Raw genomic sequence first — 24,420 nt, 5'->3', positions numbered from 1 at the left:
CGCGCGAGCCAAGAAAGTTGCTCCTTTGCTGTCGAGCCCCTTCGGGGTGCGCCGTCGATCGCCTCCGGCCTGTCGATCACCATCGAGGCCGCAAGGTGCGGGCTCGGAAAACAGAGATCAAGGAGAACGACAATGGCGACTATCGGCACTTCAAGAAGTCCGGCTCAAACAACGAGTACAACGGGGAAATCGTAACTCTCTCGCTCCAGGCCAGGAACGTCCGGATCGTCCCCGAGACCAGCCGCTCGGGCGAGAACAGCCCCAGCCACCGGGTCTACTGCGGCCGAGTGGAGATCGGGGCCGGTTGGCCCAAGCGCTCCAATGAGGGCCGCGACTATCTGAGCCTCAAGCTCGACGATCCGAGCTTCACCGCTCCGATCTTCGCCAACCTTTTCGACGACGAGGACGGCGAGGGCTTCAGCCTGATCTGGTCCCGCCCCGGCCGTCGCAACGGCGACTGACCCGACCCACAATGCCTCGCCCTGCTGGTCCGGGCGGGGCATCGCCATGCTCAAAGCCGCGCAGACCTTCCGTCTGTGGCGACGGGGCAGGTGTGGAGGGCGAAACAGCCAGCGTCGCGGCGAAATGATGATTGTCGCGCACAGGAATTTGTTGGCTCTGATTGTCGCGCGCCATAACTTGACCAGGGCCACCGATTAAGGGATGTTCAACGCCATGGTCGACAAGGACACCCATATTGTTTCCCGGTTTACCCGGTATCCCACAGGCGGGATGCCGGGATGTCGACCACGCTGACTGATCAAGCGTATCGCCAACCTTGGCCTCGCCCCTTGCGGACGAGGTTTTCCGGTTTGTGAATGTGCCTCGTCCCATCTATCCAGATGGAGAACACCATGGCACAGAATATCTACGACAATCCGGACTTCTTCGCCGGTTACAGCCAGCTTCCGAGACAGGTTCGCGGCCTGAACGGTGCGCCCGAATGGCCTTCCATACGTGCGATGTTGCCAACGGTTTCCGGCAAGCACGTCGTCGATCTGGGATGCGGCTTTGGTTGGGCATCGCGCTGGATGCGCGAGCAAGGCGCAATTTCGGTGCTTGGCCTGGACCTCTCCGAAAACATGATCAGCCGGGCAAAAGGCGGATACCAACGATCCGGAAATCGAGTACCGGATTGCAGACCTGGAAACTCTGGAACCTGCCAAAGGCAGCCTTTGAGCTCGCTTACAGTGTACTCACTTTCCATTATGTCAGGGATTTCAGCCGTCTCGTCCGCATGGTTTACCAGGCGCTCGTGCCTGGAGGGCATATCGTATTCACCATCGAGCATCCGATCTTCATGGCGGCGGCCCATCCGCACTGGATCCCCGACGAGGACGGGCGCAAGACCTGGCCGGTCAATCGCTACTCGATCGAAGGCGAGCGCGAGACCGATTGGTTTGCGAAAGGCGTGATCAAATATCACCGGACCTTCGGCACAACGCTTAATGCGCTGATCCGTGCTGGCTTCCGGATCCTTGCCGTCGAAGAGTTTGCCCCGTCTCCCGAGCAAATCACACAAACGCCAGAGCTGGAGGAAGAGTTGGAGCGACCGATGATGCTTCTCGTTTCCGCGCAACGGTAGCATCCGAGATCCGTTGTTGAATGCGCCAGGCCGAAGAAACGGATCGGCGGATGAAGTACCTGTCGGCTGCGGCACTAAAAGTCGGTGGTGTGGTTGAGCTAATCGCAGCGATCGCCAGACAAACCAACCTCTTGGCGCTTAACGCAACGATCGAAGCAGCGCGTGCGGGCGATGCCGGCCGCGGATTTGCCGTTGTGGCGCACGAGGTGAAGTCGTTAGCAACCCAGACGGCGAACGCGACCTCCGAAATTGGAGAGCAGATTGCCGGCATTCAGACAGCGACACTGGAATCGGCCAACGTCATCACAAACATCGGAAATAGTATTAGCAGGATCTCACAAATCGCGTCGGTGGTTGCCGCGGCAATTGATCGGCAGGGCGCTGTAACCAAGGATATTGCCTAGAATATCCAGCGCGCGGCCGCAATCTCGACAGCGGTCGCGGGCAACATCCGGCAGGTTGCCCAGAAAGCGTTCATCACAGGCGCGTCATCGTCGCAGGTGCTGACATCTGCCAATGTGCTTGCCCAAACCAGCCATGGCCTCAAAGTCGAAGCCGATGACTTTCGCGCCGGGATCAGGTCATGATCTTCCGGCCCGAGATGTTTCGCAAATTTCGCTGGCGATACCCGGTGACAAAGCCGCACAGCGGCGCTTGTTGTCGCCGGGGTTGGGGCGTTGTATGGCCTGCCGCATGTGGTGACTTCAAGCTGAAGGAGTGTAATCGCGTCCGTCGCGTTTCGGTCAGATCCTTTCTGGCGCGAAACTGGTGCGACGAGCTACTAGCCAAGGCTGGCAAAGCGAGGCTTCGCGCGGGCCTAGCACCGTCGAGTGCGTGTGGGTCTTCACGGGACTCAGAGTTTGTCACCGAGAGCGAGTCCGTGCGTCTGAAACGCCATGTGCTCGAGCTCTTGTGGCGCCCGGCCAACGCCGTGTCTCTGCCTCGACTAAGTCCGCTCGGAGTGCCAGGATTGCGGCGGGGCGCTGTCGAATAAAGCGTCGCGCACGAGGCGGCCTGAAAAGTAAAGTTTGAGCGGCGAGGAAATCAACGGCGCCGTTCGAGACATCAATGGGTTAGCGGAAGAAAAGCCAGCGGAGGAAATCACCCAGACGTCGCGCTGCAAGCATCTCCTTACCTGATGTGGCGGCTGGTTGAGATCGCCGCCGGTATCGAGAGCCGACCTGGTCAATGTCCGAGCGCGGATTTCCGTCCTGGCGATGGGATTATTTCGCCGAAAAGCACCGTTTGACGTCGGCTAGGCTCCGGCGGTGTCCGCCTCAACACGGGCACCCATCCGAAGCCCCAGCCGCGCCAGCCCCGGCTGGGGCTTCTTCGTGCACCCGGACATCGCGATCGGCCGGCCGACGCCAGAAACGCTGAGGTCTCCAGTTATGGAGCTACTGTGATTAGGAGAAAATGTGGTGACCATTGACAATTGGCTGACAACCGGCGTCGTCGCGTTCTCGATCGTTGCGGGATTGGCATGGTTTCGATCTGCGATCGGCAAGGTCAAGGTACCAAAGGAGAATGGCAAGATCGTCGACTATCGAATGTCCCTCGGGGACCTTCCGAATAGCTACCAGCTCATTGTTGACGGGGTCGACGTCTACCGTACGGCTGCGTTGCAGGCGTGGTGGAATGCTGGAGCCGCGACGGCCGCGTCAATAGCTGCGCTGCTTCAGGCGGTGCAAGCTTGGTTTCACTGGCCGATGTCGTGAGGACGCACCTGGCTTCAACGCGGCAGTCGGTCGCGCTCGCAAGGCAATTGGCAGCGGGTTGCCAGTTGAGAATACGCACAGGCCGCGACAGGAAGAAGCGAAGGGCGCCGACGATGCAAAAGCTCAGCCTCGCGAAAGTGGAAACATTTTCCGCCGACGAATTCGATGCCGCGGGATCATGGTCGACGTGGTTGAGAAGGCGAACACCGCAACATCAATGTCGGCGTTTTCCGCTGCCTGCGACGGGCTTCCGCGAAACTGTTCGCTGGACTATCGCGACAGCTACAGTTCCAGATTTAACCTCATCCCACGACATCAAGCTTAACCCGCGGCTTCGATTGCAGCCGCACCTCTCCCTCGCTAGTTTTTCGCACACGGGACATTGCCCCGTCCGGGTCCACCCTAAGGCGAAGTCGTCGCGCCAACATATTCGGCGCGGCGCTTCGTTTGATCACGGGCCGTTTCAGTTGGAAGAGCAGTCGGACCACGAAGCGCTTGATCTCGTCGAGATGCGTCGGCAACTCACCGCACTGCGTTCGCGACACTCGAACAATCTGCAAATTGCGTCGCTCCTGAACCGCTTCCTTGTGAAGGTCGCATTTTTGACAGAGCCAACAGACTTCGCGCACGAGCAGTATCTCCGATCGGAATTCGAAAGAACGTTGAAGAGGGTCGAAGCGATCAGCGCCCGGACCAAATCCGGCTGAGCCACACCGGGAGTTGCGAAGGTGGCGCTGCCTGCTTCCGGGCGTACGGCAACTAATACTGCCTCCGAAGCTGTTGTATGCGTGTCCATTTAGAGCGGTTCTTATTTGAGAGTAATGATGTCTCGTTCCGTCGAATTGATCGTCGAAGGCTATGTCAAACTAAATGACCGTGACGCGCTAGAGGCTGTTTTGGCGCATCGGCAGGAGCTGCTGAGGCAGCTGCACGGCGTTACCGGCATTGATCCGAAGCAAGCGATCAGCCAGGTCAGCCAAGAAATCGCAGCGATCGAACGTGCGCTTGCGGAGCTCGCCCGCGGCCAAACGGATCGGAGCGCGTTGAACGTGCGCAATAGCTCAGAATAGCACGCGATCGCGGGGAGTATCCACAAAACTAACGCAACGGCCGCGCTGGGATACGGCGCAGCCGCGCTTCGCAGCTTGCCACGCTGATCTGTGGCTACGAGCGCGTCAGCACAGGCGGCCAAGAGTCGGATATCCAGCTGGCCCAGTTGCGCGCGGCCGGCTGCGAGCGCGTGTTCTGCAAAAAAGGCAAAGCGGTGCCAAGGACGACGGGGGTGAGCTGAAGAGGCTGCTGAAGACCCTCCGAGCCGGCGAAACGGTTGTTATCGCCGCGCTCGATCGCCTGACCAGAGGAGTCCCCTGAGAACCTGAGCATCGTGATCACGTCGCGCCAGCGACTTATAAATCGCTGGCCGAGCCGTGGGCCGATACGACCCATGAGCTCGGCGAAGTTTTGGCGGCGCTGGTTGGCGACATCGCCAGGAAGACCAGGGAGGACATCATTCGACGGACCACAGCCGACCGTGAGCGGGCGCGGGCCAATGGCGTGAATTCGGACGCAAGCCAAAACGGTCGCCGTGCGAACGGGACGTGGTCCGTCAACGCTTGGCCGCCGGGGAAGCCTACGCGCCGTCGCGAGACTTTATCAGGTTAGCGCGTCGACGATTTCACGGTGCTAGCGTGAACCGGATCGGCCGCAGCATCATGCCGAAGACCAAATCGAACGGCCAAGCATACCGGATTCGAGATCTGCAATGGCGCTTGTCTTTGCTGCGCAATAACACAGCAAAAAACCCCCGGCGAGTGCCGGGGCCAGTGCTTATCGGTTTGCGGTCGAACCCGGTGCGTCCTTAGTCCTCGGACTCAGCGATCACCGGAGCAAAATAGCCGGCGGGAACGCTGAGCTGGAAGCGTCCGATCGAGCGATAATCGCCGAGATTGTTGCTGGGCTGCGGCGTGTTGTAGCCGGCAAACACGATCGTCACGGTTCGCTCGTCGGTGTACACCGCCTGCGGATCGTAGACTCGGCCGCTGAAGAAGCTCGAGTCATAACCTGCGGCCGGCGGCACAAGCGGTGCGACCTGCGACGCCTTCAGCGCGTCAGCCCCGTGGACGTTCACGAGCGGCGCATTCAACGGATAGGATCGCGGGCCCGCCGGATCGATGACGGTGTCGGTCGACAGAATCGGGTTGTCAAAACCGTAGACCACATGCCACTTCAAGAGGTCGCTAGGTTCGCGAACCAGATTGTCGGTCTCGGCATAGTCGATGAAGTGGAAGCCATCGGAGTCGTTGTCCAGGCAGTTGCCGGCGCCAAAGAACAGGCCGTAGCGCCCATCGTGGATGCGCAGCATGCTGCCGGTGCCCAGCCATCGAATGCCGCTCAGTGCGACGGTGGTCTGATCGTTGAGGCCGGCCGCCGCGCCCGCATCGGTGAAGTTGAGGCCGTCCGATGTCGTCGCGACACGGATCGTGATGACGTCATTATTGGTCTTGCGCGCCTTCTTGTTCACGAGGTTGGTCAGCGCGAAAGCCGGGGTTTTTGAGCAAACCTGGTTTGCCGGAAAGTTCTTATCTCAGGGCTGAGGTTCTTGGAGACGTAAACGATTGTTTTCTTATCGCCCATGTGGACTGAGCCCAGTATGGCATCGGGGTCGATCAGGCCGGTTGTGGCGGCCGCCGTGGACTCGAGGTTGGGATAGCCGCCGGACGCAAGCGGGCTGACATAGCCGAACTCTGGAAGCCCGAATAATGAGAAACCCTCACCGTGGTTAAGCGAGTGCACCACAAGCTGGTCGCTGTCGATATGGCCATCGGCGCGGTTGAGATGATAGACGTGCTGCTTGCCTTTCGTGGAAAACGCGAAGGCATGTCCAAGACCGTTGTCCGCGGCGTTAGCACTTGAAGAGCCATAAGCGGTCTTCGTTCCCTTGACGTTGACGTTCAGATTGTCGGGATCGGTCGCGTCCCAGGGGCAGTAGGGGTTGAGCGCCAGAGCCTTGCCTCTGAAGATCCAGCTCGCGCCCCAGTCGGTGGAAATCGCTACCACGGTTGCTTCCTGCTCGTTGCGCGGGCGGTAATCGAACAGACCTTCAAGAAGGTTGCCGCGACGACGCACGAATGGAAAGTAGTAAGGCTGCATCACACTCTTGCCCTGGTTGACCGTCGGCTCGCCTAGCATCCGGCGCCAACAGATCTGTGACACCTCTGTGGAGCACAATCAGTGCAATGGAAAGTAAGGTCGGCGCCCTGTCTCAAACTCGGCTCAGCAGGCGCCGAGGACGGCGCTCGCGCGGTTTAAACCGTGGAGTTCGAAATCAACGAACGCCTCTTTCAGCGTCCCTCCTTCTGCACTTAACAACTACGTCACGCACCGCGTGAAAATCGTTGAGATGACGGGCGTCCCAGCTCGCAACGAATGAGATAGATCCAAGCGCTACTTTCGAGCCGAGGCGCGCGAAACTGAATGACGTTTTGCACTCAATTATCGTTGGCGACATGACCCATCGTCCGTCTGGGAATCGGACCGACGAACGGCTGGCTCAGGGGGGCCCGGCTCGCCGAGCGCCAGTCCCATCTGGGATGGGGGCAAAGCCGGGGAGGCAGCCACCGCAGTCGAACATCCACAAAGCCCAGACAAACTGCCAACTGAGGCGGCTTCGCGATTGATTTAGGGCCTTGTCCTATATGGCGGATACTGCGGTTTCGTGATGCACGTACCCTCTGACGAGACGCCTCTGCTTGAGGCTTACGACCCGCTCAAGGCGTTCGCTAAGCGCCATCTTCTAAGACGAAACCATCCCGACGACGAGCCAACGAACCAGTAAACATTGCCCTAAGGGAGCGAATGGGTTGCACAAATCAGTCGGAATGCCCACCCTGCCGTCTTTCAACCGCACGACTGTTTTTCACCGTCAGATGCCGAACCTAGGATAGAGCCCGCGTTGACCCTGCTCACTGCGAGCGCGGTTGAAGCTTTGAGAGGGCGGACGCCAGCGCTTCCTCAAGCGCCGTCTCGTCGATCCTGACGAGATCTTCGGCGCGAACATCCTTCTTCACGAGATCGGCGACCGGTATCGTCGGCGGTAGCAACGTGTTGGTGCTATGCCAGCTCTTGATCCAATGCTCGGGCCAATTGCCCCAATGAGTTGAGTTGCCCACGGCTGTCAATATCGCCCATGACCTGGTTGTGGTCGGCATCCGTCTCCTCCTGAATGACGCAGCCAAGCATGGCGGACACTGCCCCGCTGCCCTGGCGCTGATCCTTGGTCCGGCCGCAGGCCTGGCGCCCTCAACCCGCAAGGGGTCGGCTTACGCTGACGCGTGCGGCCGCTTCGGCTTCGCCTGCGCGGTGATTGCGGCCTACGCCCGGACATATCGGGCGATGTGGGCCTTTCAGTCCGGCGCAGGCGCGCTCGGCGGCAGTCTCGGTGGCCTGGTTGCTGGCGGCACGACCTTCTGGGTCGGTCGGTTCGCCGTGACCTTCCTTCAGTGGACATGGCTTCGTGTGCTGATCATCATCCTCTTCGTCGCGCCGGCCACGGGCGCGGGATGCAGCGCCACGCATGGGATCGCGCAATTGGTGATGCCATTTGCAACTTGGCAACTGATCGTCTCGGTCATCGGCGCCGCTGCCGTCACCGTCACAGCGTTCGTCCGCTTCACGGCGATGGCAACGCCGGGGTCAACCAGGCATGGCACGGCGTAGGGCTGACAGCCCCCACAGCAGCAGCAGTGGTTGGGCCAGATCAGGCTTTTGCGATGTGCGCCTCGCCACGGCTGCGGGTAGGGCTGATGAGCGCAGTGAAGCTCGGATCGCACGCAAAGGTCCATCTTGATGCGCCCGTCGGTGCAATGGCGGGCCCACGGTGAAACTCGGCGCGACGCGACCAACAAGCCCAGGATGAGCGGGCGTCTTGGCGAGCAGTCGTCCTGGCGCCGCTTCTCGTCCTTCTCGCATAGAGAGTTCCCCTCGCCATGGAATCTCTCGCCGGTAGTCGAAGACATCGCGACCGTCGCCGTGTTCTCCTTGAATGTCAGCTCTGTTCGAGAGCGCACCAAACGGCCTCTTCGATGGGTGGATCTGGCCGAAGGGCGGCTAAAGCCTCGACCGCCTAAGGCGCAACGGCGCCGATCGACTTTCCTCCCCTGCCGGCTGCGCCGTCATTCCTCGCGAAGCAAGAAAGTCGCCTGGCTGCCATCCTTCGCTGGTGCTTCGGCCCCTTCCGGGTGCGCCGTCGATCGCCTCCGTCCTGTCGATCACCATCGAGGCCGCAAGGTGCGGGCTCGAAAACAGAGATCAAGGAGAACCACCATGGCGACCATCGGCACCTTCAAGAAGACCGGCTCGAACGAGTTCACCGGCGAAATCGTCACTCTCTCGCTCCAGGCCAGGAACGTCCGTATCGTCCCCGAAGCCAACCGCTCCGGCGAGAACGCACCGAGCCACCGGGTCTATGTCGGCCGCGTCGAGATCGGGGCCGGCTGGTCCAAGCGCTCCAACGAGGGCCGCGACTATCTGAGCCTCAAGCTCGACGATCCGAGCTTCACTGCTCCGATCTTCGCTAACCTCTTCGACGATGAGGAGGGCGAGGGCTTCAGCTTGATCTGGTCCCGCCCCAGCCGCCGCAACGGCGACTAACCCGACCCACAATGCCTCGCCCGGCTGGTCCGGGCGAGGCATTGCAGCGGTCAAGAGCCGCGAAGGCACCTCGTGTGCCGTGACGGCATAAACGGGAGGGCGTAACCGATGCCGATCAGCGGCCGCGTGCCGACTTGATCGGCCGTCTTTGATTGGTCTCTACCACGGTTTCAACAATGTCTCCCCAGTCGGGGCAGATCGCGACGAGACGATCCAGCACCGTAGGATCCCGCTCGATCTGGGCGAGCGCCTGAGCGCGCCATTGGTCGTTGAAGCTGACGCTCATTAACCCCAAACATTCGACGACCGAACTGTCTGGCGACAGGTGTTCCAAGATCGCCGTCACTATGCCGGTCCATTGTTGAAGCAGACGCCAGTGCTCAGCGGCGGCCCCAGTCTCCAATTTCTCTTGAAGGAGATCAATCAGCAAGCGGAAGCGAGTTCGCCAAGGTTGGGGCCTGAGGTCCGCGACGTAGGCGTCCACGACTTCGCGGATGTCGGCTGGCAAGTGCTCATACAGGGTCATAACACCCACTCCATCTCGCCCAGCGTGCCGTTCCGTCCCTGGACAGATATGCGTCTCTGGAGACAGACCAGATTTACGTAAAGCCGCCAATCAACTTTTGCGTGAGTCAATGCTCAGTTGATTTATAACGCGCCAAGGCTGCGATAGAGCGCAAATTCGTTCCTTCATCGAGCGCGATGAGGATGAACCGCCGTTCGCTTGATCAGATCGGTTGCCTCGACCCCCAGGGCCTCCGCGATGCGGCCGAGCACGGTAACGCTGGCCGACACGTCTGCGCGTTCAATTGCGCCGACGTAACGGACGCTTAGTCCGGCGCCATCGGCCAACTCTTCCTGCGTCATTTTCTTCACATGACGTATCCGACGCAGATTGATCGCCATGACCTCCTTGAGATCCATGGCAACAAGGGAACTCACATCGGAACGATCGTTCCAGGAACGATCGTTCCGATTCGTGCGTCACCATGCTATTCATAAGCTCTGCCGAAGACCCTGTTTGCCGTTCGCGGGGAGCGCCGTGATGCGGTCTACGCATCGCGGCGCTATGATGTCGCGGCCTACGAAAGTTCCGGGGCAAATCAATGAGGCTGACGTTGCGCCAATGTTATGGGGTACGATTGCCATGAATGAGCTGCCATTCCAGGACCGGCCGCCAAAAACCGATCGCGTAAACGCGTACGACGAAAAACATCTTGCAATCTACGTCCGGTTGTTGATGGCCGACGAAGAGGGGGCCGATTGGCGTGAGGTGGTCCACGAGATCTTCGGCCTCGACCCTGTTGTGGAACCGGATCGCGCCAAAACCGTCCATGACAGCCATCTCGCCCGTGCGCGATGGATCGTGCAATCCGGATATCAGCAATTGTTGCAACCGCGGATGCAGTGAGTTGGGCCCCAATCATGCAAATTGCGATCTCATGTGATGCAACCTCAGGGTCTAGTCTCCCGTGCCGCCTTTTTGGATCGTTGCGTGGGGCACAAAGACGAGAAGACCGACCATGCCAACCCAGTACTGGCGCTCGCCGGAGACCATCGAACGCCTGAACCGCCTTGAGCGTCCCGGATTTGCCTTGGAATTCCTTCGCCGCAACGCCGACTACCGCCGCGACTTCGCTCGCACTGAGCGCCAGATCGCGCGCGAGGGGGCTGATCCCGACACCATCCGAATGAGTTTCGCACGTCGATGGAGGTTGCGGTGTCGCCCATGATCCAGTCTCTCCGGTAGGGCCCGAACCAGCCATCTGGCTTCCCGTGGCATCACCGGGGACCTTGATCCTGGAGACGGCGCCGCCGGCCTTCGATACCCTCCGTTCGATTGATCGCGTTGCGTTGGGGCAGTCGCTCGTCGAACTGTCCGATGCTGATGGTCGCGCTCTGGCCATTGCGGACGGGTCGGGTGAGCTGCATGTCCGGTTGCGTGACGAGCAGGCGCTGCGCCGCCCTGCCGTGCTTGTGCCGCTCGACAGCATGGGCGAGCTGCGGGCCGAGGTGGCGCTACACCTCGCGCGCTGCCTTGCCGGCCAGCGTACCGGTCTTCTGCCGGTGGCCTTGCGGCTGACGGCGTTCCAGAAACGGCGATTGATTCAGCTCCTTCACGCCTTCGACGTCCACGACCTCGGTGGTGGCCCGCGCGACGTTGCAGCGAAGGTGCTCGCCTCCGACCACGCCCAGCGCCGCGCGGTCGAGTGGAAGGATTCGCATGCCCGCCGTAAGGCAAACCGGCTCATTCATGATTCGATCGCCCTGGTCGATCGCGATTATCTGAAACTCCTGCGCGGCCTCTGACCGGCACTTCAATCTCTCCAATCCATTTCGCCCTGATGAGCTAGCCCACGCCTCGCTGGCAACGCTTGGCTTCGCCCGGTTGCGACCGCGGGGGACACAATCGAACGCGAATTTTCGTCCACCCCCAACGCCAAAACTCTCCGCCACTCTGGCCCTGACAGGCCGCGACTTGGCTGCGGCGCTTCAAGGCAAGACGGAGATCGCCATGCTCGACCGAACCGCGCAGCTCACGACGCGCTACGTGCGCACCCCTGAGGCCGCTCGCCTCCTTGGCATCTCGCCGCGTACGCTCGAGAAGTATCGCTGCCACGGCAACGGTCCGACCTTCCGCAAACTCGGCGGGCGCGTCGTCTATTCCATTGGCGATCTCGAAGCCTGGGCCGATCAGGCCGCTTGCAGCTCGACGTCGGACCCGCGCTACGTCGAGGCGCGCGCCGCCGGCAACGCGCATCGCTGAGGCAACGCTCGTCCATGTCGTCGCGCCGCCTCATCACGCCGAGCGAGCGAAGCAAGCTCGATCCGTTCGTCATCGCCACGGGCGATGCCAGCCCGCGCGATCAGCGCGACCTGATGGAGCGGCCCTTCTTCTCGCTCGCTAAGGCCAAACGCACCCGCCCGATCCTCTATCAGGCCGGCGACGTGCGTGTCGAAGTTTATGCAGTTCCCGAGCACGGCATGGCGACCATCTGGGATGCCGACGTGCTGATTTGGGCGGCGAGCCAGATCGTCGAGGCTAAGAATCTTGGCCTGAAGACCTCACGCTTCCTGCGCTTTACCCCTTACCAGCTCCTGATCGCAGTAGGTAGACAGACCGGGGCGCGGGATTACAAGCTCTTGAAGGGGGCGTTAACGCGCCTGCAGGCGACCGTCATCCGCACAAGCATCCGGCAGGGCGAGCATTGGCGGCGCCACCAGTTCTCCTGGATCAACGAATGGGAAGAGTGCGCTCGGCGCGATGGCCGCGTGGAGGGCATGGAATTTGTCCTCCCCGATTGGTTCTACCGCGGCGTCATCGACCGCTCGCTCGTTCTCACGATTGACCCGGCCTACTTCAGCCTGACCGGCGGTATCGAGCGCTGGCTCTACCGCGTCGCGCGCAAGCATGCCGGCCGCCAGCCAACAGGCTGGCTGTTTGAGATCGCACACCTCCACGAGAAATCCGGCAGCCTCGCCAAGCCTGCTGACTTCGCCTTTGACCTCCGCCGCATTGCGGCCCGCCAACCGCTGCCAGGTTATCGCCTGAGCATCGAACGCAGGGAACGCCGCGAACTCCTGCGCATCTTGCCCGGCAAGTCATTCACAGCACCTGTGGATGGCGCTGTGAATCATCTCGGGACTTCGGGCGCTCGCGCCATCGGGACTTCGGGCGTGACTGTATCGGGATTTCGGGAGTGCAAACCACAGGTAACGCTTTGGTCCGACACGACGATCTCTCGCCCTAACTTAGAGTCTAACTCAGAATCTAACTTTTGTAGTGGGCGCGCGCCTCCTGCGGATAACGCCGCGAGTGTTGATGAACCGCCAACCAAGCACGCAAGCCAACAATTTTTGCCGCGTCCCGGCCACAAGGCGGGAGGCAAGCAGTGATTGTCGCGGTGCTCAACCAGAAGGGCGGCGTCGGCAAGACGACGCTGGCGCTGCACCTCGCCGGCGAATGGGCGCGGCGCGGAAAGCCTGTAACGCTGCTCGATGCCGACCCCCAAGGCTCGGCATTGGACTGGTCGCAGCAGCGGGCGCGGGAGAACGTCTCGCCGCTATTCGGCGTCATTGGCCTCGCGCGGGATACACTCCATCGCGAGGCGCCGGAGATCGCGCGCACTGCCGATCATGTCGTCATTGGCGGGCCGCCGCGCGTCGCCCGATTGATACGATCGTCGCTGCTGGCGGCCGACCTGGTGCTGATTCCTGTGCAGCCGTCGCCATTCGACGGCTGGGCGTCGGCCGAGATGCTGGCTCTACTGCGCGAGGCTCGCATCTACCATCCGAAGCTCGCCGCTCGCTTCGTGCTCAATCGCTGCGATACGCGCACGGGCATCGCCCGCGCGACAGCCGAGACGCTGGCCGATCACGATCCGCCAGTGCTCGCCACCACCATCGGGCAGCGTGTCGCCTTCGCCGACGCCGCGCAGTCGGGGCGGCTCGTCCTCGAGTTTTCCGAGCAGAGCACAGCATCCCGCGAGATGACCGCGATCGCCGCCGAAGTCGCGAGGCTCGCGCCATGAGCGGGCGCTCCTCCAAGCGCGGCTTCGCGTCGCGACCTGGCGATGCCGAAGGCTGGGTCAGGGCCAGCGACGCGTCGCGGCGTCGCACAGAGAACACAGCAGCATTGACCGCGCGCCTGACAATCGACGTCTCGCCGGCGCTGCGCGGCCGCATCAAGGTCGCCGCGTTCCAGCGCGGCGTCACCGTCGCCGACATGCTGCGCGAATTGCTGGCGCGAGAATTTCCACTGAGACCGGAGAGCCGTCATGAACGACAATGAGGCCTTGCCGCCGCGTGCCGTGCCGCCGTCGCATCGGCGCGAGGTCGCGCTCACCCATGTCGAGCTGACCTGGATCGAGAAACGGATTGAGCACTGGCTGCGCTTCGGCCGTCGCACGGAAGAAAAGATTCTCGACCGCCGCCGCAGCGTATCAAGTTTTGCGCCCGGCAGCATCTTCGGCTTCGTCCGCTGGGCCTCGAACGACTATGGCACCGTGGTGTCGCGCATGGACATCGTGCGCGCGGTCGAGCTCGGCCAGCGCTATCAGACGCTGCCATTCGTTCGCCCCGGCGGCGAAATCCTGCTGCGGGTCGATAGCTGGCCGAAGGTCGAGCGCGTCTTGCAGGCGGTCGACGCCATCGAGGTGCTCGCCATCGATCCGGCCGACGCCGCGCCCGAATACTGGCGACATCTCCACAACCGTCTCGCCGCCGACCATGTGCCGCGCGCCTACACGCGCGAGCAGCATGTCGCCTGGCTCAAGCGCCGGAGCGTCACGCCATGACCCGCTTCGGTTATCTCATGTTGACGTACATTGCGGCGCTGGTCGCCGGCGGCTTGGTGTTCGTTCATCCGGCAACGCGGCTGATCTGGAACGCTACCGCGAGCACGCCGATAGGGCTCTACGCGCTGCATCCGGTCGGACAGCTGCGCGCATTGGAACTCGTTGTGGTGCGGCTGCCAGAGCCGATCGCGAATGCACTCGCAGATGGCGGCTTTCTTCCGAAAGGCGTGCCGTTGTTGAAGCATGTAATGGCGCTGCCCGGGCAGACTGTGTGCCGGTCCAGTGACGCCATCACCGTCGATGCCGTCGATGTCGGTGCCGCACACGATCGCGACCATCTCGGCCGTCCGCTGCCGCGTTGGAGCGGTTGCTCAACGCTCCAGCCGGGGGAGGTCTTTCTCATGAATCCGACCGTCCTGGACAGTCTGGACGGCCGCTATTTCGGCTTACTGCCCATCAGTTCGATCGTCGCGCGTGCGATCCCGCTTTGGACCGATGAGGCCGGCAACGGCCGTTTCGTCTGGCGCGCTGCCACCAACTAACCGCTTCTCAACCCGCCAAGTATGGAGGTCTCCCATGGCACAAATCGGTCAGTTCACCCGTGATAAGTCCGGCTTCACCGGACGCGTTGAAACGCTTTTCTTCGAGCGGATTCTCACCCTCGTCCCGGCCGAATCCTCGGACGCCGAGAACGCGCCGGACTACCGTATCCGCCTCGGCGATGCCGACGGCCCGGAGATCGGCGCAGGCTGGAAACGCACCGGCGAAAAGGCCGGCGACTACGTTTCGCTCATCATCGACGACCCGGCGCTGCCGCGACCGATCCGCGCCAATCTCTTTCAGTCAGGTGACGACAAATCGGCTTGGACGCTGAACTGGAATCGTTTGCCGCAGCGCTCCGAGCGGGATTGATGGCATGCAGGGTCCCGTCACGCCCGCCGCTGACAAGGCGCATCTAAGCTTTATCCCTTTGCTTGCGGCAAAGCCGTCTCATCCCTTCGGTCGGCGTAACCGTTGGCCAGCCGCCGCGCATAGTGGTGGTCAAACCGGCGGTCCGCGCGCGGCGTTCGTGAGCAGCACGACGCCTCGCCGAGATGGTGGAGCCACGGCAACCCTTGCCGTTCTCCTCCTTTCCGGCCTGCTGGTGATTGGCGGGTCAAAGCCGGCAGTATCAGCAGAGAAAGCGCTGGCTCGCGGTCAACCGGCGAACGATCGCTATGTTACTTTCGTGACCGAAGCCGCGCAGCGCTTTGGCATTCGGGCAGCATGGATTCGCGCCGTCATGCGCATCGAGAGCAACGACGATCGGCGTGCCGTGTCACCCAAGGGCGCGCTCGGCCTGATGCAACTCATGCCGAAGACCTGGGCGGACATGCGCGCGCGCCATGGTCTCGGGCGCAATCCCTTCGATCCTCATGACAACATCCTCGCGGGTGCCGCCTTCCTTCGCGAACTGCACGACCGCTACGGCTCGCCGGGCTTCCTTGCGGCCTACAATGTAGGCCCCGGCCGCTACGAGGAGTTTCGGGATCGACATCGTCCACTGCCCGCCGAGACCGTCGCTTATGTCAGAGCTATCGTCCCTTTTATCGATGCGGAGGAGGCACCAGGACCTCTTCTCTTCGCGGCTTCTTTTCGCTCATCCTGGACGCGGGCGCCGCTCTTTTTGGGCCACGTTGACGGGTCGTCGTCTGTCGCGCGAGCGACAGCCGATCGACCGGCGCACGACAAGTCGGCTCCAGTTCCCGTGCATGATCTCTCTGCGATTGCGCCGCAATCGGAAGGCCTCTTCGTTGCACTTTCGACAATGGGTCGATCGCAATGACTGCACAGCATCATCAACATCGAGGCTCAGATTGGCGCAAGCTGGCGCCCCGTGACGGACATTCTGTTTGCATTCGAAACGCTGCAACACGATCATGACGGTAAGACTTTCGCGTTCGCTACTAAACGACCCTCGCTCACGCGGGCAAGAGTTCGCGGAGGAGTGCGATAATAACGTGCTAATGGCGTATGGGCGATGCCTTCGGCCCGCGCTCTACTCGTCGCTTCGCTCCTCACCGAGCCACCCTACGGGTGTCTCGGCCCTTCGGGTCACGATCGCTATCGCAACCGCTCGCAAACAGTCGGGGCTTCGCAAATCAACTGCCAAGTCGCGGCGGCACTTTCGCAATGAATCGGCCTCCAGCCGACCTGTTCGGGCAGGCGCTATTGAAGGATCTACCGCAACGACCCGAACTGCATTTTGTGGCAAATCGCGGCGAGTACCGAGAGTCTGTTGGCTTGGAAGCTGGGCCCTGGGAACCAGCGACCGGGAGACCACGACAACGACCGAAGGAGGGCGAGATAAAAGGCCGCAATGTGCGGCTCGGTCGGTCGGTTGTTGTTGCTCTGATTTTTCGTTGATCCGGCAATGTGGCGCTTCGGCACGCAATGTGCGCCCTACTATCAACTCATTGTACGGATTCTCGATTTCGCACATTGCCGAGGTCGGCCATGGCTGAGGAAAAGGAATTTCGGCCTCGGCCTGGTCGCATCCGCTCCTCAAGGAGCCAACGGGCCAAGCCCTTCATCGCCCAGGCGCTTGCCGCCGCTCAGCGCGCCGGCGGCGGTGTCTCGCGCGCGGGCAAGATCACCAGTCATCGGCGCTCCACGTTCGGCCGCGGCCGGGTCGCCAGTGAGCGGGCGAACCGACTGCTCACCGGCCGCTCGCGTCTGGTGACCATAAAGACGCGCGTTGTCCGTCACACAGCAAGATCAGCGCCGCTCGGCGCGCATCTCGGCTATCTACGCCGCGAGGGCGTCACTCGGGACGGGGAGAAGGCGAGGCTGTTTGGGCCGGAGACGGAGGACGCCGATCTTAAGGCCTTCGCCGAACGCTGTCAGGGTGACCGGCACCATTTCCGATTTATCGTCTCGCCGGAGGACGCCGCCGATATGGCCGACCTCAAGGGCTTCGCGCGTGAGCTGGTCGGCCAGATGGAGAGGGACCTCGGGACCAGGCTCGATTGGGTCGCCGTCGATCACTGGAACACCCAGCACCCGCACGTCCACATTCTCGCGCGCGGCATCGCCGAGGACGGCCAGGACCTGGTCATCTCGCGCGACTATATCAAGGAAGGAATGCGCGCCCGCGCGCAGGACCTGGTCACACAAGAACTCGGACTGCGCTCCGATCTCGACATTCACCGCTCGCTCGAAAGCCAGGTCGAAGCCGAGCGCTGGACACAGCTTGACCGCCAGCTTGTTCGCGACGGAGGTCGCCACGGCGTCATCGACCTTGCGCCCAATCCGGCGTGGCAGCCCGATCAGTTCCATACGCTGAAAGTCGGCAGATTGCGGCGCTTGGAGAGCCTTGGCCTTGCGCACCAAGTCGGGCCAGGCCAATGGGTCATGGACGAGGGCGCGGAGACAACGTTGCGCGAACTCGGCGAGCGCGGCGATATCATCAAACGTATTCATCGCAGCCTGACCGAACGCGGCATCGAGCGCGGGGCTGCGAGCTACGTGCTATCAGGTGAAAGCCTCGATGTACCCGTCATCGGCCGCCTCGTCGATCGCGGTCTCGATGACGAACTCAAGGCGACCGCGTATGCCGTGGTCGACGGCGTCGACGGCCGTACCCACCATATCAAGCTCCCCGATCTCGACGCCGCCGGCGACAGCGCACCGGGCTCGGTCGTTGAGCTCCGCAAATTCGACGACGCGCGAGGCCAGCGTCGCGTGGCACTGGCCGTTCGCTCCGATCTCTCGATCGAAGCGCAGGTGACGGCAAGTGGCGCGACCTGGCTCGACCGGCAGGCCGTCGCGCGCGATCCGGTGGCACTCGGGCAAGCCGGCTTCGGCGCCGAGGTTCGAGAAGCCATGGAACGGCGGGCCGAGCAGCTCCTCGAGCAAGGTCTGGCTCAGCGCCAGGCGCGTGGTCCGGTGTTCGCGAAGAACCTCATCGGCACGCTGCGCCGCCGGGATTTTGAGGCTCTCGGTGAGCAGCTCGCGGCCGCGACCGGGCAGCCGTTTAATCCCTCGGCCGCCGGCGAATATGTGACCGGCACTTATCGGCAGCGCTTCGTGCTCGCCTCCGGCCGCTTCGCGATGATCGACGATGGTCTCGGCTTCCAGCTCGTACCCTGGACGCCCTCACTCGAAAAGCAGCTCGGCCGGCATGTCTCCGGCGTCGTACGCGGCGACGGCGGCATCGATTGGGGCTTTGGACGCAACCGGGGGATCGGACTGTGAGCCGTCCTTCCATCACCGATTTTAGGAATGGGCGACCGCCATGTCCGCGACCAAAATACTCTGGGGCCAGATCATCACGGTCTTCGCGATCGTCCTGCTGACGTTCTGGACCGCGACGGAATGGACCGCCTGGCGGCTCGGCTTCCAGGTGCAACTGGGGCAGCCATGGTTCGAGGTGTTCCATTTTCCGTTCTACCTCCCGCCCGCCTTCCTCTGGTGGTGGTATGCCTACGATGCCTATGCGCCACATATCTTCATCGAGGGCGCCTATATCGCTGCATCCGGCGGTATCATCGCCGCGACTGTTGCGATTGCCATGTCGGTCTGGCGCGCCCGCGAAGCGAAGAACGCCGAGACCTATGGCTCGGCACGATGGGCTGAGGCGAAGGAAATCGGACAGGCTGGTCTGCTGGGGCCGGACGGCGTCGTGCTCGGCCGGTTCGAACGCGTCTATCTCCGCCATGATGGACCGGAGCACGTGCTGTGCTTCGCGCCGACCCGGAGTGGCAAGGGCGTTGGCCTCGTCATCCCGTCGCTGCTGACCTGGCCGGGATCTGCGATCGTGCACGACATCAAGGGCGAGAACTGGCAGCTTACCGCTGGCTTCCGTGCCCGGCATGGCCGCGTTCTTCTGTTTGATCCGACCAACGCGAAGTCGTCAGCCTACAACCCGTTATTGGAAGTCCGACACGGCGAGTGGGAGGTGCGCGACGTCCAGAATATCGCCGACATCCTCGTCGATCCCGAGGGCAGCCTCGAGAAGCGGAACCATTGGGAGAAGACCAGTCACGCGCTCCTGGTCGGCGCAATTCTGCACGTCCTCTATGCCGAGGAGGACAAGACGCTCGCCGGCGTCGCGGCCTTCCTGTCCGATCCCAAGCGGCCGATCGAATCGACGCTCGCCGCGATGATGCGGACCGCACATCTCGGCGAGGCCGGCGTCCATCCCGTCGTCGCCTCCGCCGCGCGGGAACTGCTGAACAAGTCCGGCAACGAGCGCTCCGGCGTCCTCAGCACCGCGATGTCGTTCCTCGGCCTCTACCGCGATCCCGTCGTGGCGGAGGTGACGCGGCGCTGCGACTGGCGGATCACCGACATCGTCGGCGGAGAGCGGGCGACCACGCTGTACCTCGTCGTTCCGCCATCGGACATCAACCGTACCAAGCCGCTGATCCGGCTGATCCTGAACCAGATCGGCCGCCGCCTGACCGAGGACCTTCAGGCCAAGGCCGGCCGGCGGCGGCTCCTCCTGATGCTCGACGAATTCCCCGCACTCGGCCGGCTCGACTTCTTTGAATCGGCGCTGGCCTTCATGGCCGGTTACAGCATCAAGAGCTTTCTGATCGCCCAGTCGCTGAACCAGATCGAGAAGGCCTATGGGCCAAACAACTCGATCCTCGACAACTGCCACGTCCGGGTCAGCTTCGCGACCAACGACGAAAGGACGGCAAAGCGAGTGTCCGACGCATTGGGCATGGCGACCGAGATGAAGGCGATGAAGAACTATGCCGGCAGTCGGCTGGCCCCTTGGCTCGGTCACCTCATGGTGTCGCGGTCGGAGACCGCCCGCCCGCTGCTCACACCCGGCGAGATGATGCAGCTCCCACCATCAGATGAGATCGTCATGATGTCGGGGCTCCATCCGATCCGCGCCAAGAAGGCGCGCTACTATGAGGACGGACGATTCCAGGAGCGCATACTGGTGCCACCGACGCTGACCAAGCCTAACCACAACCGGCTGGACGACTGGAGTTCGCGGCCACTGCCTCCGCGCCCAACAGCGGCGCCGGCCTCGGCGGACGATGAATCCGACGCAGAGGACCCGAAGACGGCTGACCGGCGGCAGCAGCCGGAACTGACTCGTGACGTCGTGGAGAGGAGAGAGCCCCTCGACAACGAGTTTGCCCCGGAATTTGCCGACGAACTCGAGGAAGATGCCCCGCGGATCGGGCGCCTCAACGACATGATGCAGGGCGTCGCGCGCCAGGCATCGCTCGATCCGGGCGACGATCTCGGATTGTGAGGCAGGGATGACCACGCCAAAGAAGAAAGCCCAGATGTCGGTCTATCTCGATCCTGATGTCATGAAGGCGCTCTCGGCATACGCAGCTCGCCGGGAGCAATCGCTGTCCCTCATCGCCGAAGCCGCCATCGCATCCTTCCTGTCGCCGGACGCCGACGAGCGACGGGAGGCCGCTATTGCCAAGCGACTCGATCAAGTCGATCGCCGCATCGCGCGGCTAGAGCGCGACATCGGGATATCAGTCGAGACATTGGCCTTGTTTGTTCGATTCTGGCTCACGACGACACCACCGCTCCCCGAACCGGCCGCGAAAGCGGCGAGGGCGCAGGGGGGCGCGCGATGGGATAATTTCGTCGCGGCTCTCGGGCGACGGCTCAGTCAAGGTCCGAAGCTACGGCAGGAGATCCCGGAGGATATTCAGGAGGGCGACCCGACGTGAGGGTGGCCTATTCGGCCGATGATCGCTCACGCCGTGGACGAAAATCCAGCCAGAGCAGTGATTCAAGACCGTTGACTTACGAGCAGCGCATAGCCACCGCATCCGGGCATATGCGTATTGTGGAATGAATCCGGTCTACGCTTTCCACCCGTGAAGACGGCGTCGACGGGTGTGGATTTTCAAGAGGTCGCGCCCCACAGCACGTGAAGCGGCTCGCTTGCGCGCGCGTTTAGCTCTCGTATCGGTGTCCGGGGCGCCGCTGAACGTTAAGATTCTCGTGCTACTACGCGCGCTTGGTCTGACGGCGTACGGCGATTTGCCGGAACCCGCATGACAACCGCACATCGATTGTCCGTAGCGGAAACGCTCCGCTCGCGAACCATGAAGCAAGCGTCAAAGTGCGGTACTCCCGCTGGACGATCGGAGAGATCGAGAATGGCTAGAACGCCCAATTTCACGTCGGTCTGCTGATAGGCGGTTGTCTGGCGCAGAAGGCCGTCGAGAGCGCCTTCGGTCCAGGTACCCAGGCTTCGCTTCACTTCGATGACAAAACGGAAACGTCCTTGGGGAATGTAGATGTCGGCCCGTCCAGCACTGACCTGCTTGCGTTCAGCTTCGGGGTAGTCGCTGCAAGAGAGGAACTCCCACAGATCGTGCTGAAGAGTGTCTTCGCCAGGAGCGTTGTCCGCTTCGATTCGGCGGAGATAGGGATAGCGGGTGCCGTCGCCGTCCACACGGATCCCTAGGAATCGAACAAGTAAGAGTATAAGTCGATCGAAATGTGCGGCAATCTCACCGACATAGTCGGTCCGACTGTCGAGCTCCGTCTTGAGCTGAGTGAAGATCCTTTCCTCGATCAGGTTAATCTGATGTTTGATCCAGTAGCCGTCAGCTACCTTTCGAACGAGCGCACCTGCCTCGTCTGTCAGTCCGGCCGAGACCTCTCTGAGGATGGCTTCCGGCCAGGCGCCACCCTCGAAGATTTTCCCGGCGGCGCTCCCGAGGCCATGCGGTTCACATTCTCACGAAGAATGGTCGCGTCGTTAGACCCGACGTCTTGTCCGCTGTAGTGAGTTATCCACTGCTCGAGGTGGGCCAGTAGGCCGCGTTCGCGCACGAAAGCCGCTTCGATCGCGGGCTTCACGAGGAGCGATATGTCGGCCAGGTTAGGGCGCACGGATCGGCTGGCCGAATAGGCCCGCAGCACGCCGTCCATGGCCTGGGCGGCATCGAACCAACTGGGCTGGACTAGGTCGCTTGCCAGCCGATGGAGATCGTCTGCAAGTGGCACCCACTCTAGCTCCGCCGAAGGGCTGGGTATGAGCCACTCTCCGCCAGGTGCGGGTGCGTCCCAAAGGTCTCGCAGAACAGCCAATTCCTGCAGTTCAAGGGAAAGGTTAGCGGCCGGCGGACGGGTCTGATGCGCAATGGGCAGCAGGGTCTGCACCACGAGGTGGTAGAGACGCGCGTCCCTTCGCTCGACGTTAGCCGCGACGGCAAGACGCAACGTCTCCTCCGCAGCGTCCAAGCTTTCAGCAATCGCCGGAAGGGTATCCTGCTCCAGCGCGATCGAGATTTGGATGATCCCGCGCTCAAGGTGAGCCTGTCCGCTGAGATCATTGCGAACGCACCGACGATCCAGGATATCGAGCGCCTCGGCGTCCTTAAACTGTTCGAACGCGACCGCGGCGAGCCGGCACAACATCGGCGCTGCAAACGTATCGTCGGTGTCTTCAATGGCAACCAAGGCGGCCAGCGCAGCGTGTTTCCATCGGTGATCGAGGATAGCGATGCGCAAGATCGCAGCGGCGGCCGAAACCCTGAGTATGTCGTGATCGCTGTCGTCGCGAACGCGCGCTTCAAGGGCGACGACGAAGGGCTTGGCCTCGCTGGGCAAGGCTCGCGTCAACTCGTCGATTGCGCGGTTCAGTGCTGAGCGATCCTTATTGGCTCGCAGCCCTCCTGCGATGAACTTTGCGGCCTCCGGCTGCGAACTAAGTGTCGACCACTCGTTGAGTAGAACGGACACTACGTCGCCAAAAAAACCGGAAGTCGTCAGAGCATGATCCGACACGAGCACATCTTCGCCGCCGAACTCGGCCACGGTCGGGGTTCGACCCTGTTCAAAGGCGTCGACGAAGATGGTTTGGATCGCGGTCATTTCCGGTCACAACGCGCGGATCGCCGGTCTGTCACCAGAGATACTCCCCGGTATCGGCAACCTTCAGCCGTTCGGGCGGCGCATTGCCAAAGACCGCTTTTTCGCCTTGCAAAGCGATAAACAGCTGCAGTCCAGGAGTTTCAGCAGCCAAAAGCTTTAATTCGACCAGCATGTCGACAAGATTGGCTTCCGCCACCTCCTCACGCTTGGGAGAGTCTATAAGAAGCAAGCCCGGATGCCGACCGGTCTGATGCGCACTTGCGCTACGGACCAGGGCGATGACCGTGGCAATGCGCAGGCGAAGCTGCTCACCAGCGCTCAAACCTGACCAGCTCGAATCGGCGCCACCTTTTCGAACCGTCACGTTCGCATTGCGCTTGATGGAAACGGATTCGACGTCCTTCATGCCTAGCCGTTTCACGATACGCGCAACTTCTTCGCCAGCACGTGCCAACACGATGTTGGCGGCGACACCGATGCGCTCGCTAGCCTCGTCGCGAGCCGCTCCCAGGATCGTCATCTCGTCCGCATCTGTCGTGTCCGCGGAAATGACGGCATTGGCGACATCAAGCATCCCTTCGAGGCGTTCGCGCCGAAGCTCCAGCGTCCGAACGTCAGCCGCGGATCCCTTGACTGACAAGTTCTGCAACTTCGTCCCGGCCTGCAGAAACTGTGCGCGTGAAGTGTCGTATTCGGTGCGAGTATTGGTTGCAAGCTTCCCCGCGTCTCGCTCAATGGCCCTGGCGTCCGCCACACGCGCGGCCGCAAGTCGCAACTCTGCTAAGATGGCGTCGGCATCCGGTTCGGGTGCGACTTCGGTGCAGACAGAACAGGTTCGATCCTTGCCCTCTTGCTCCAGCCGAGCCTTCGAGATTGTGCTAGAACAACGGGGGCAGCATTTCGGGGACAATCTCCCGAAGAACGCGGCTGCGGCGTTTTCCTCTTGTAGCGTGAGCAGCGCGCGCTCGGTTCGAATCCGGGCGAGTTGAGCTTCCTTTGCGTCGTCCTCCGCAGCGTTCACGCGGTCTCGCGCCGTGCGGACCTGGGCCGCGGCAACATCATATTCGGCCTGGGCTTGGAGCAAAAGTTGCGCGGTTTCGTTACGATTACCCTCGTCCGTTATTTCGGCTTTGACACCTGCTAGCTCTGCTTCGACTTCCTCGATCGATTTGCCGCCAAGTCCCGCCAGCTTGCGCTTTCGTTGTTGGGCTTCGGACTCTAGCAGTCCGCTGAAAAACCAACAAATCCGTTTCCGATTTGGCGTTTCCTATTGGATGTCGTGGGGGATTGATGTCGGAGCGGCGATTGCCGC

At 62.0% G+C, this 24,420-nt stretch carries 29 protein-coding genes and 2 pseudogenes; 23 read left to right on the top strand and 8 right to left on the bottom strand.

Features of this window, described 5'->3' with window-relative positions:
* Positions 1 to 132 precede the first annotated feature (132 nt).
* The 7 genes and pseudogenes from GGD62_RS38690 to GGD62_RS41980 all read left to right on the top strand — a co-directional run bounded on the left by GGD62_RS38690 (position 133) and on the right by GGD62_RS41980 (position 4,674).
* Positions 133 to 461: pseudogene (locus GGD62_RS38690) on the top strand (DUF736 domain-containing protein).
* Positions 462 to 854: 393 nt separating this feature from the next.
* Positions 855 to 1,585: pseudogene (locus GGD62_RS38685) on the top strand (class I SAM-dependent methyltransferase).
* Positions 1,586 to 1,605: 20 nt separating this feature from the next.
* Positions 1,606 to 1,989: a methyl-accepting chemotaxis protein gene (locus tag GGD62_RS38680; protein ID WP_183714222.1), complete on the top strand. Its 384-nt coding sequence runs from the start codon at positions 1,606 to 1,608 to the stop codon at positions 1,987 to 1,989.
* A 1,017-nt stretch (positions 1,990 to 3,006) separates the two neighbouring features.
* Entirely contained in the window at positions 3,007 to 3,303 is a 297-nt protein-coding gene (locus GGD62_RS38675) for a hypothetical protein (RefSeq protein ID WP_183714219.1), read from the top strand.
* Between the two features lie 113 nt (positions 3,304 to 3,416).
* Positions 3,417 to 4,010 (top strand): hypothetical protein, encoded by a 594-nt coding sequence (locus tag GGD62_RS41265; RefSeq protein ID WP_246800486.1) that lies wholly within the window; start codon positions 3,417 to 3,419, stop codon positions 4,008 to 4,010.
* A gap of 117 nt (positions 4,011 to 4,127) precedes the next feature.
* A complete protein-coding gene (locus tag GGD62_RS38665; RefSeq protein ID WP_183714216.1) occupies positions 4,128 to 4,373 on the top strand; it encodes a hypothetical protein in 246 nt (81 codons plus the stop codon).
* Positions 4,360 to 4,674 (top strand): recombinase family protein, encoded by a 315-nt coding sequence (locus tag GGD62_RS41980; RefSeq protein ID WP_409333988.1) that lies wholly within the window; start codon positions 4,360 to 4,362, stop codon positions 4,672 to 4,674. The genes GGD62_RS38665 and GGD62_RS41980 overlap by 14 nt, the downstream gene beginning before the upstream one ends.
* 487 nt (positions 4,675 to 5,161) lie before the next feature.
* Here the strand turns inward: GGD62_RS41980 and GGD62_RS38660 are convergent, their stop codons facing one another.
* The 3 genes from GGD62_RS38660 to GGD62_RS38650 form a co-directional block, all read right to left on the bottom strand.
* The gene (locus GGD62_RS38660; protein WP_183714213.1) at positions 5,162 to 5,824 is read right to left on the bottom strand and encodes a hypothetical protein; all 663 of its coding nucleotides are present in this window, start codon (positions 5,822 to 5,824) and stop codon (positions 5,162 to 5,164) included.
* An 8-nt stretch (positions 5,825 to 5,832) separates the two neighbouring features.
* A complete protein-coding gene (locus GGD62_RS38655) occupies positions 5,833 to 6,453 on the bottom strand; it encodes a hypothetical protein (RefSeq protein ID WP_183714210.1) in 621 nt (206 codons plus the stop codon).
* An 812-nt stretch (positions 6,454 to 7,265) separates the two neighbouring features.
* On the bottom strand, positions 7,266 to 7,472 hold the full coding sequence (locus tag GGD62_RS38650; RefSeq protein ID WP_183714207.1) for a hypothetical protein: 207 nt from the start codon (positions 7,470 to 7,472) through the stop codon (positions 7,266 to 7,268).
* On the opposite strand from GGD62_RS38650, the gene GGD62_RS38645 reads away from it, so the two are divergent.
* Positions 7,465 to 8,019 (top strand): hypothetical protein, encoded by a 555-nt coding sequence (locus GGD62_RS38645; RefSeq protein ID WP_183714204.1) that lies wholly within the window; start codon positions 7,465 to 7,467, stop codon positions 8,017 to 8,019. The two genes, GGD62_RS38650 and GGD62_RS38645, sit on opposite strands and share 8 nt — an antisense overlap.
* 606 nt (positions 8,020 to 8,625) lie before the next feature.
* Entirely contained in the window at positions 8,626 to 8,952 is a 327-nt protein-coding gene (locus GGD62_RS38640) for a DUF736 domain-containing protein (RefSeq protein WP_183714201.1), read from the top strand.
* Positions 8,953 to 9,067: 115 nt separating this feature from the next.
* Here GGD62_RS38640 and GGD62_RS38635 read toward each other — a convergent pair whose 3' ends face one another.
* On the bottom strand, positions 9,068 to 9,478 hold the full coding sequence (locus GGD62_RS38635) for a hypothetical protein (protein ID WP_183714198.1): 411 nt from the start codon (positions 9,476 to 9,478) through the stop codon (positions 9,068 to 9,070).
* Positions 9,479 to 9,642: 164 nt separating this feature from the next.
* Complete coding sequence (locus GGD62_RS38630) at positions 9,643 to 9,876, bottom strand: helix-turn-helix domain-containing protein (RefSeq protein ID WP_176945280.1); 234 nt, start codon at positions 9,874 to 9,876, stop codon at positions 9,643 to 9,645.
* A gap of 223 nt (positions 9,877 to 10,099) precedes the next feature.
* Between GGD62_RS38630 and GGD62_RS38625 the strand changes: the two genes are divergently transcribed.
* From GGD62_RS38625 to GGD62_RS38565, 14 genes are all read left to right on the top strand, one after another.
* Complete coding sequence (locus tag GGD62_RS38625) at positions 10,100 to 10,363, top strand: DUF2285 domain-containing protein (protein WP_183714195.1); 264 nt, start codon at positions 10,100 to 10,102, stop codon at positions 10,361 to 10,363.
* 112 nt (positions 10,364 to 10,475) lie between these two features.
* Positions 10,476 to 10,685 (top strand): transcriptional regulator domain-containing protein, encoded by a 210-nt coding sequence (locus tag GGD62_RS41260; RefSeq protein WP_246800484.1) that lies wholly within the window; start codon positions 10,476 to 10,478, stop codon positions 10,683 to 10,685.
* A 61-nt stretch (positions 10,686 to 10,746) separates the two neighbouring features.
* Positions 10,747 to 11,262, top strand: a complete 516-nt coding sequence (locus GGD62_RS38620; protein WP_183714192.1) for a DUF2285 domain-containing protein — start codon at positions 10,747 to 10,749, stop codon at positions 11,260 to 11,262.
* 205 nt (positions 11,263 to 11,467) lie between these two features.
* Complete coding sequence (locus GGD62_RS38615) at positions 11,468 to 11,719, top strand: AlpA family transcriptional regulator (protein ID WP_183714189.1); 252 nt, start codon at positions 11,468 to 11,470, stop codon at positions 11,717 to 11,719.
* A 14-nt stretch (positions 11,720 to 11,733) separates the two neighbouring features.
* Positions 11,734 to 12,849 (top strand): replication initiator protein A, encoded by a 1,116-nt coding sequence (locus GGD62_RS38610; RefSeq protein ID WP_183714186.1) that lies wholly within the window; start codon positions 11,734 to 11,736, stop codon positions 12,847 to 12,849.
* Positions 12,846 to 13,484, top strand: a complete 639-nt coding sequence (gene parA, locus GGD62_RS38605) for a ParA family partition ATPase (RefSeq protein WP_183714183.1) — start codon at positions 12,846 to 12,848, stop codon at positions 13,482 to 13,484. Before GGD62_RS38610 ends, parA begins: the two co-directional genes overlap by 4 nt.
* Positions 13,481 to 13,744 carry a hypothetical protein gene (locus tag GGD62_RS38600; protein WP_183714180.1) on the top strand — a complete coding sequence of 88 codons (264 nt, stop codon included), beginning with the start codon at positions 13,481 to 13,483 and terminating at the stop codon, positions 13,742 to 13,744. The genes parA and GGD62_RS38600 overlap by 4 nt, the downstream gene beginning before the upstream one ends.
* Positions 13,731 to 14,249 (top strand): DUF2840 domain-containing protein, encoded by a 519-nt coding sequence (locus GGD62_RS38595; RefSeq protein ID WP_183714178.1) that lies wholly within the window; start codon positions 13,731 to 13,733, stop codon positions 14,247 to 14,249. Before GGD62_RS38600 ends, GGD62_RS38595 begins: the two co-directional genes overlap by 14 nt.
* Entirely contained in the window at positions 14,246 to 14,791 is a 546-nt protein-coding gene (locus GGD62_RS38590; RefSeq protein WP_183714175.1) for a S26 family signal peptidase, read from the top strand. Before GGD62_RS38595 ends, GGD62_RS38590 begins: the two co-directional genes overlap by 4 nt.
* A 34-nt stretch (positions 14,792 to 14,825) precedes the next feature.
* The gene (locus GGD62_RS38585) at positions 14,826 to 15,161 is read left to right on the top strand and encodes a DUF736 domain-containing protein (protein ID WP_183714172.1); all 336 of its coding nucleotides are present in this window, start codon (positions 14,826 to 14,828) and stop codon (positions 15,159 to 15,161) included.
* A 4-nt stretch (positions 15,162 to 15,165) separates the two neighbouring features.
* The gene (locus GGD62_RS38580) at positions 15,166 to 16,074 is read left to right on the top strand and encodes a lytic transglycosylase domain-containing protein (RefSeq protein ID WP_246800483.1); all 909 of its coding nucleotides are present in this window, start codon (positions 15,166 to 15,168) and stop codon (positions 16,072 to 16,074) included.
* A 671-nt stretch (positions 16,075 to 16,745) separates the two neighbouring features.
* Positions 16,746 to 18,485 (top strand): VirD2 family relaxase/mobilization nuclease, encoded by a 1,740-nt coding sequence (locus tag GGD62_RS38575; RefSeq protein ID WP_183714169.1) that lies wholly within the window; start codon positions 16,746 to 16,748, stop codon positions 18,483 to 18,485.
* Between the two features lie 40 nt (positions 18,486 to 18,525).
* A complete protein-coding gene (locus tag GGD62_RS38570; RefSeq protein WP_183714166.1) occupies positions 18,526 to 20,508 on the top strand; it encodes a conjugal transfer protein TraG in 1,983 nt (660 codons plus the stop codon).
* A gap of 7 nt (positions 20,509 to 20,515) precedes the next feature.
* Entirely contained in the window at positions 20,516 to 20,947 is a 432-nt protein-coding gene (locus tag GGD62_RS38565; protein ID WP_183714163.1) for a CopG family transcriptional regulator, read from the top strand.
* A gap of 266 nt (positions 20,948 to 21,213) precedes the next feature.
* On the opposite strand, the gene GGD62_RS38560 is transcribed toward GGD62_RS38565, so the two are convergent.
* The 3 genes from GGD62_RS38560 to GGD62_RS38550 form a co-directional block, all read right to left on the bottom strand.
* The gene (locus tag GGD62_RS38560) at positions 21,214 to 21,681 is read right to left on the bottom strand and encodes a hypothetical protein (protein WP_183714160.1); all 468 of its coding nucleotides are present in this window, start codon (positions 21,679 to 21,681) and stop codon (positions 21,214 to 21,216) included.
* A gap of 191 nt (positions 21,682 to 21,872) precedes the next feature.
* Positions 21,873 to 23,108 carry a hypothetical protein gene (locus tag GGD62_RS38555; protein ID WP_183714157.1) on the bottom strand — a complete coding sequence of 412 codons (1,236 nt, stop codon included), beginning with the start codon at positions 23,106 to 23,108 and terminating at the stop codon, positions 21,873 to 21,875.
* A 31-nt stretch (positions 23,109 to 23,139) separates the two neighbouring features.
* Positions 23,140 to 24,129 (bottom strand): hypothetical protein, encoded by a 990-nt coding sequence (locus tag GGD62_RS38550; RefSeq protein WP_183714154.1) that lies wholly within the window; start codon positions 24,127 to 24,129, stop codon positions 23,140 to 23,142.
* Positions 24,130 to 24,420 lie beyond the last annotated feature (291 nt).

Source organism: Bradyrhizobium sp. ERR14 (assembly GCF_014198235.1).
Taxonomy (GTDB): Bacteria; Pseudomonadota; Alphaproteobacteria; order Rhizobiales; family Xanthobacteraceae; genus Bradyrhizobium.
This window is presented reverse-complemented; position numbering and strand designations above follow the sequence as displayed.

Bases quoted from the DNA above. Each gene is read 5' to 3' on its own strand.
- GGD62_RS38680 (WP_183714222.1), top strand. From the start codon at position 1,606: ATGCGCCAGGCCGAAGAAACGGATCGGCGGATGAAGTACCTGTCGGCT.
- GGD62_RS41265 (WP_246800486.1), top strand. From the start codon at position 3,417: ATGCAAAAGCTCAGCCTCGCGAAAGTGGAAACATTTTCCGCCGACGAA.
- GGD62_RS38665 (WP_183714216.1), top strand. From the start codon at position 4,128: ATGTCTCGTTCCGTCGAATTGATCGTCGAAGGCTATGTCAAACTAAAT.
- GGD62_RS38655 (WP_183714210.1), bottom strand. From the start codon at position 6,453: ATGCAGCCTTACTACTTTCCATTCGTGCGTCGTCGCGGCAACCTTCTT.
- GGD62_RS38640 (WP_183714201.1), top strand. From the start codon at position 8,626: ATGGCGACCATCGGCACCTTCAAGAAGACCGGCTCGAACGAGTTCACC.
- GGD62_RS38635 (WP_183714198.1), bottom strand. From the start codon at position 9,478: ATGACCCTGTATGAGCACTTGCCAGCCGACATCCGCGAAGTCGTGGAC.
- GGD62_RS38630 (WP_176945280.1), bottom strand. From the start codon at position 9,876: ATGGATCTCAAGGAGGTCATGGCGATCAATCTGCGTCGGATACGTCAT.
- GGD62_RS38625 (WP_183714195.1), top strand. From the start codon at position 10,100: ATGAATGAGCTGCCATTCCAGGACCGGCCGCCAAAAACCGATCGCGTA.
- GGD62_RS41260 (WP_246800484.1), top strand. From the start codon at position 10,476: ATGCCAACCCAGTACTGGCGCTCGCCGGAGACCATCGAACGCCTGAAC.
- GGD62_RS38615 (WP_183714189.1), top strand. From the start codon at position 11,468: ATGCTCGACCGAACCGCGCAGCTCACGACGCGCTACGTGCGCACCCCT.
- GGD62_RS38610 (WP_183714186.1), top strand. From the start codon at position 11,734: ATGTCGTCGCGCCGCCTCATCACGCCGAGCGAGCGAAGCAAGCTCGAT.
- GGD62_RS38600 (WP_183714180.1), top strand. From the start codon at position 13,481: ATGAGCGGGCGCTCCTCCAAGCGCGGCTTCGCGTCGCGACCTGGCGAT.
- GGD62_RS38595 (WP_183714178.1), top strand. From the start codon at position 13,731: ATGAACGACAATGAGGCCTTGCCGCCGCGTGCCGTGCCGCCGTCGCAT.
- GGD62_RS38590 (WP_183714175.1), top strand. From the start codon at position 14,246: ATGACCCGCTTCGGTTATCTCATGTTGACGTACATTGCGGCGCTGGTC.
- GGD62_RS38585 (WP_183714172.1), top strand. From the start codon at position 14,826: ATGGCACAAATCGGTCAGTTCACCCGTGATAAGTCCGGCTTCACCGGA.
- GGD62_RS38580 (WP_246800483.1), top strand. From the start codon at position 15,166: ATGCAGGGTCCCGTCACGCCCGCCGCTGACAAGGCGCATCTAAGCTTT.
- GGD62_RS38575 (WP_183714169.1), top strand. From the start codon at position 16,746: ATGGCTGAGGAAAAGGAATTTCGGCCTCGGCCTGGTCGCATCCGCTCC.
- GGD62_RS38570 (WP_183714166.1), top strand. From the start codon at position 18,526: ATGTCCGCGACCAAAATACTCTGGGGCCAGATCATCACGGTCTTCGCG.
- GGD62_RS38565 (WP_183714163.1), top strand. From the start codon at position 20,516: ATGACCACGCCAAAGAAGAAAGCCCAGATGTCGGTCTATCTCGATCCT.
- GGD62_RS38555 (WP_183714157.1), bottom strand. From the start codon at position 23,108: ATGACCGCGATCCAAACCATCTTCGTCGACGCCTTTGAACAGGGTCGA.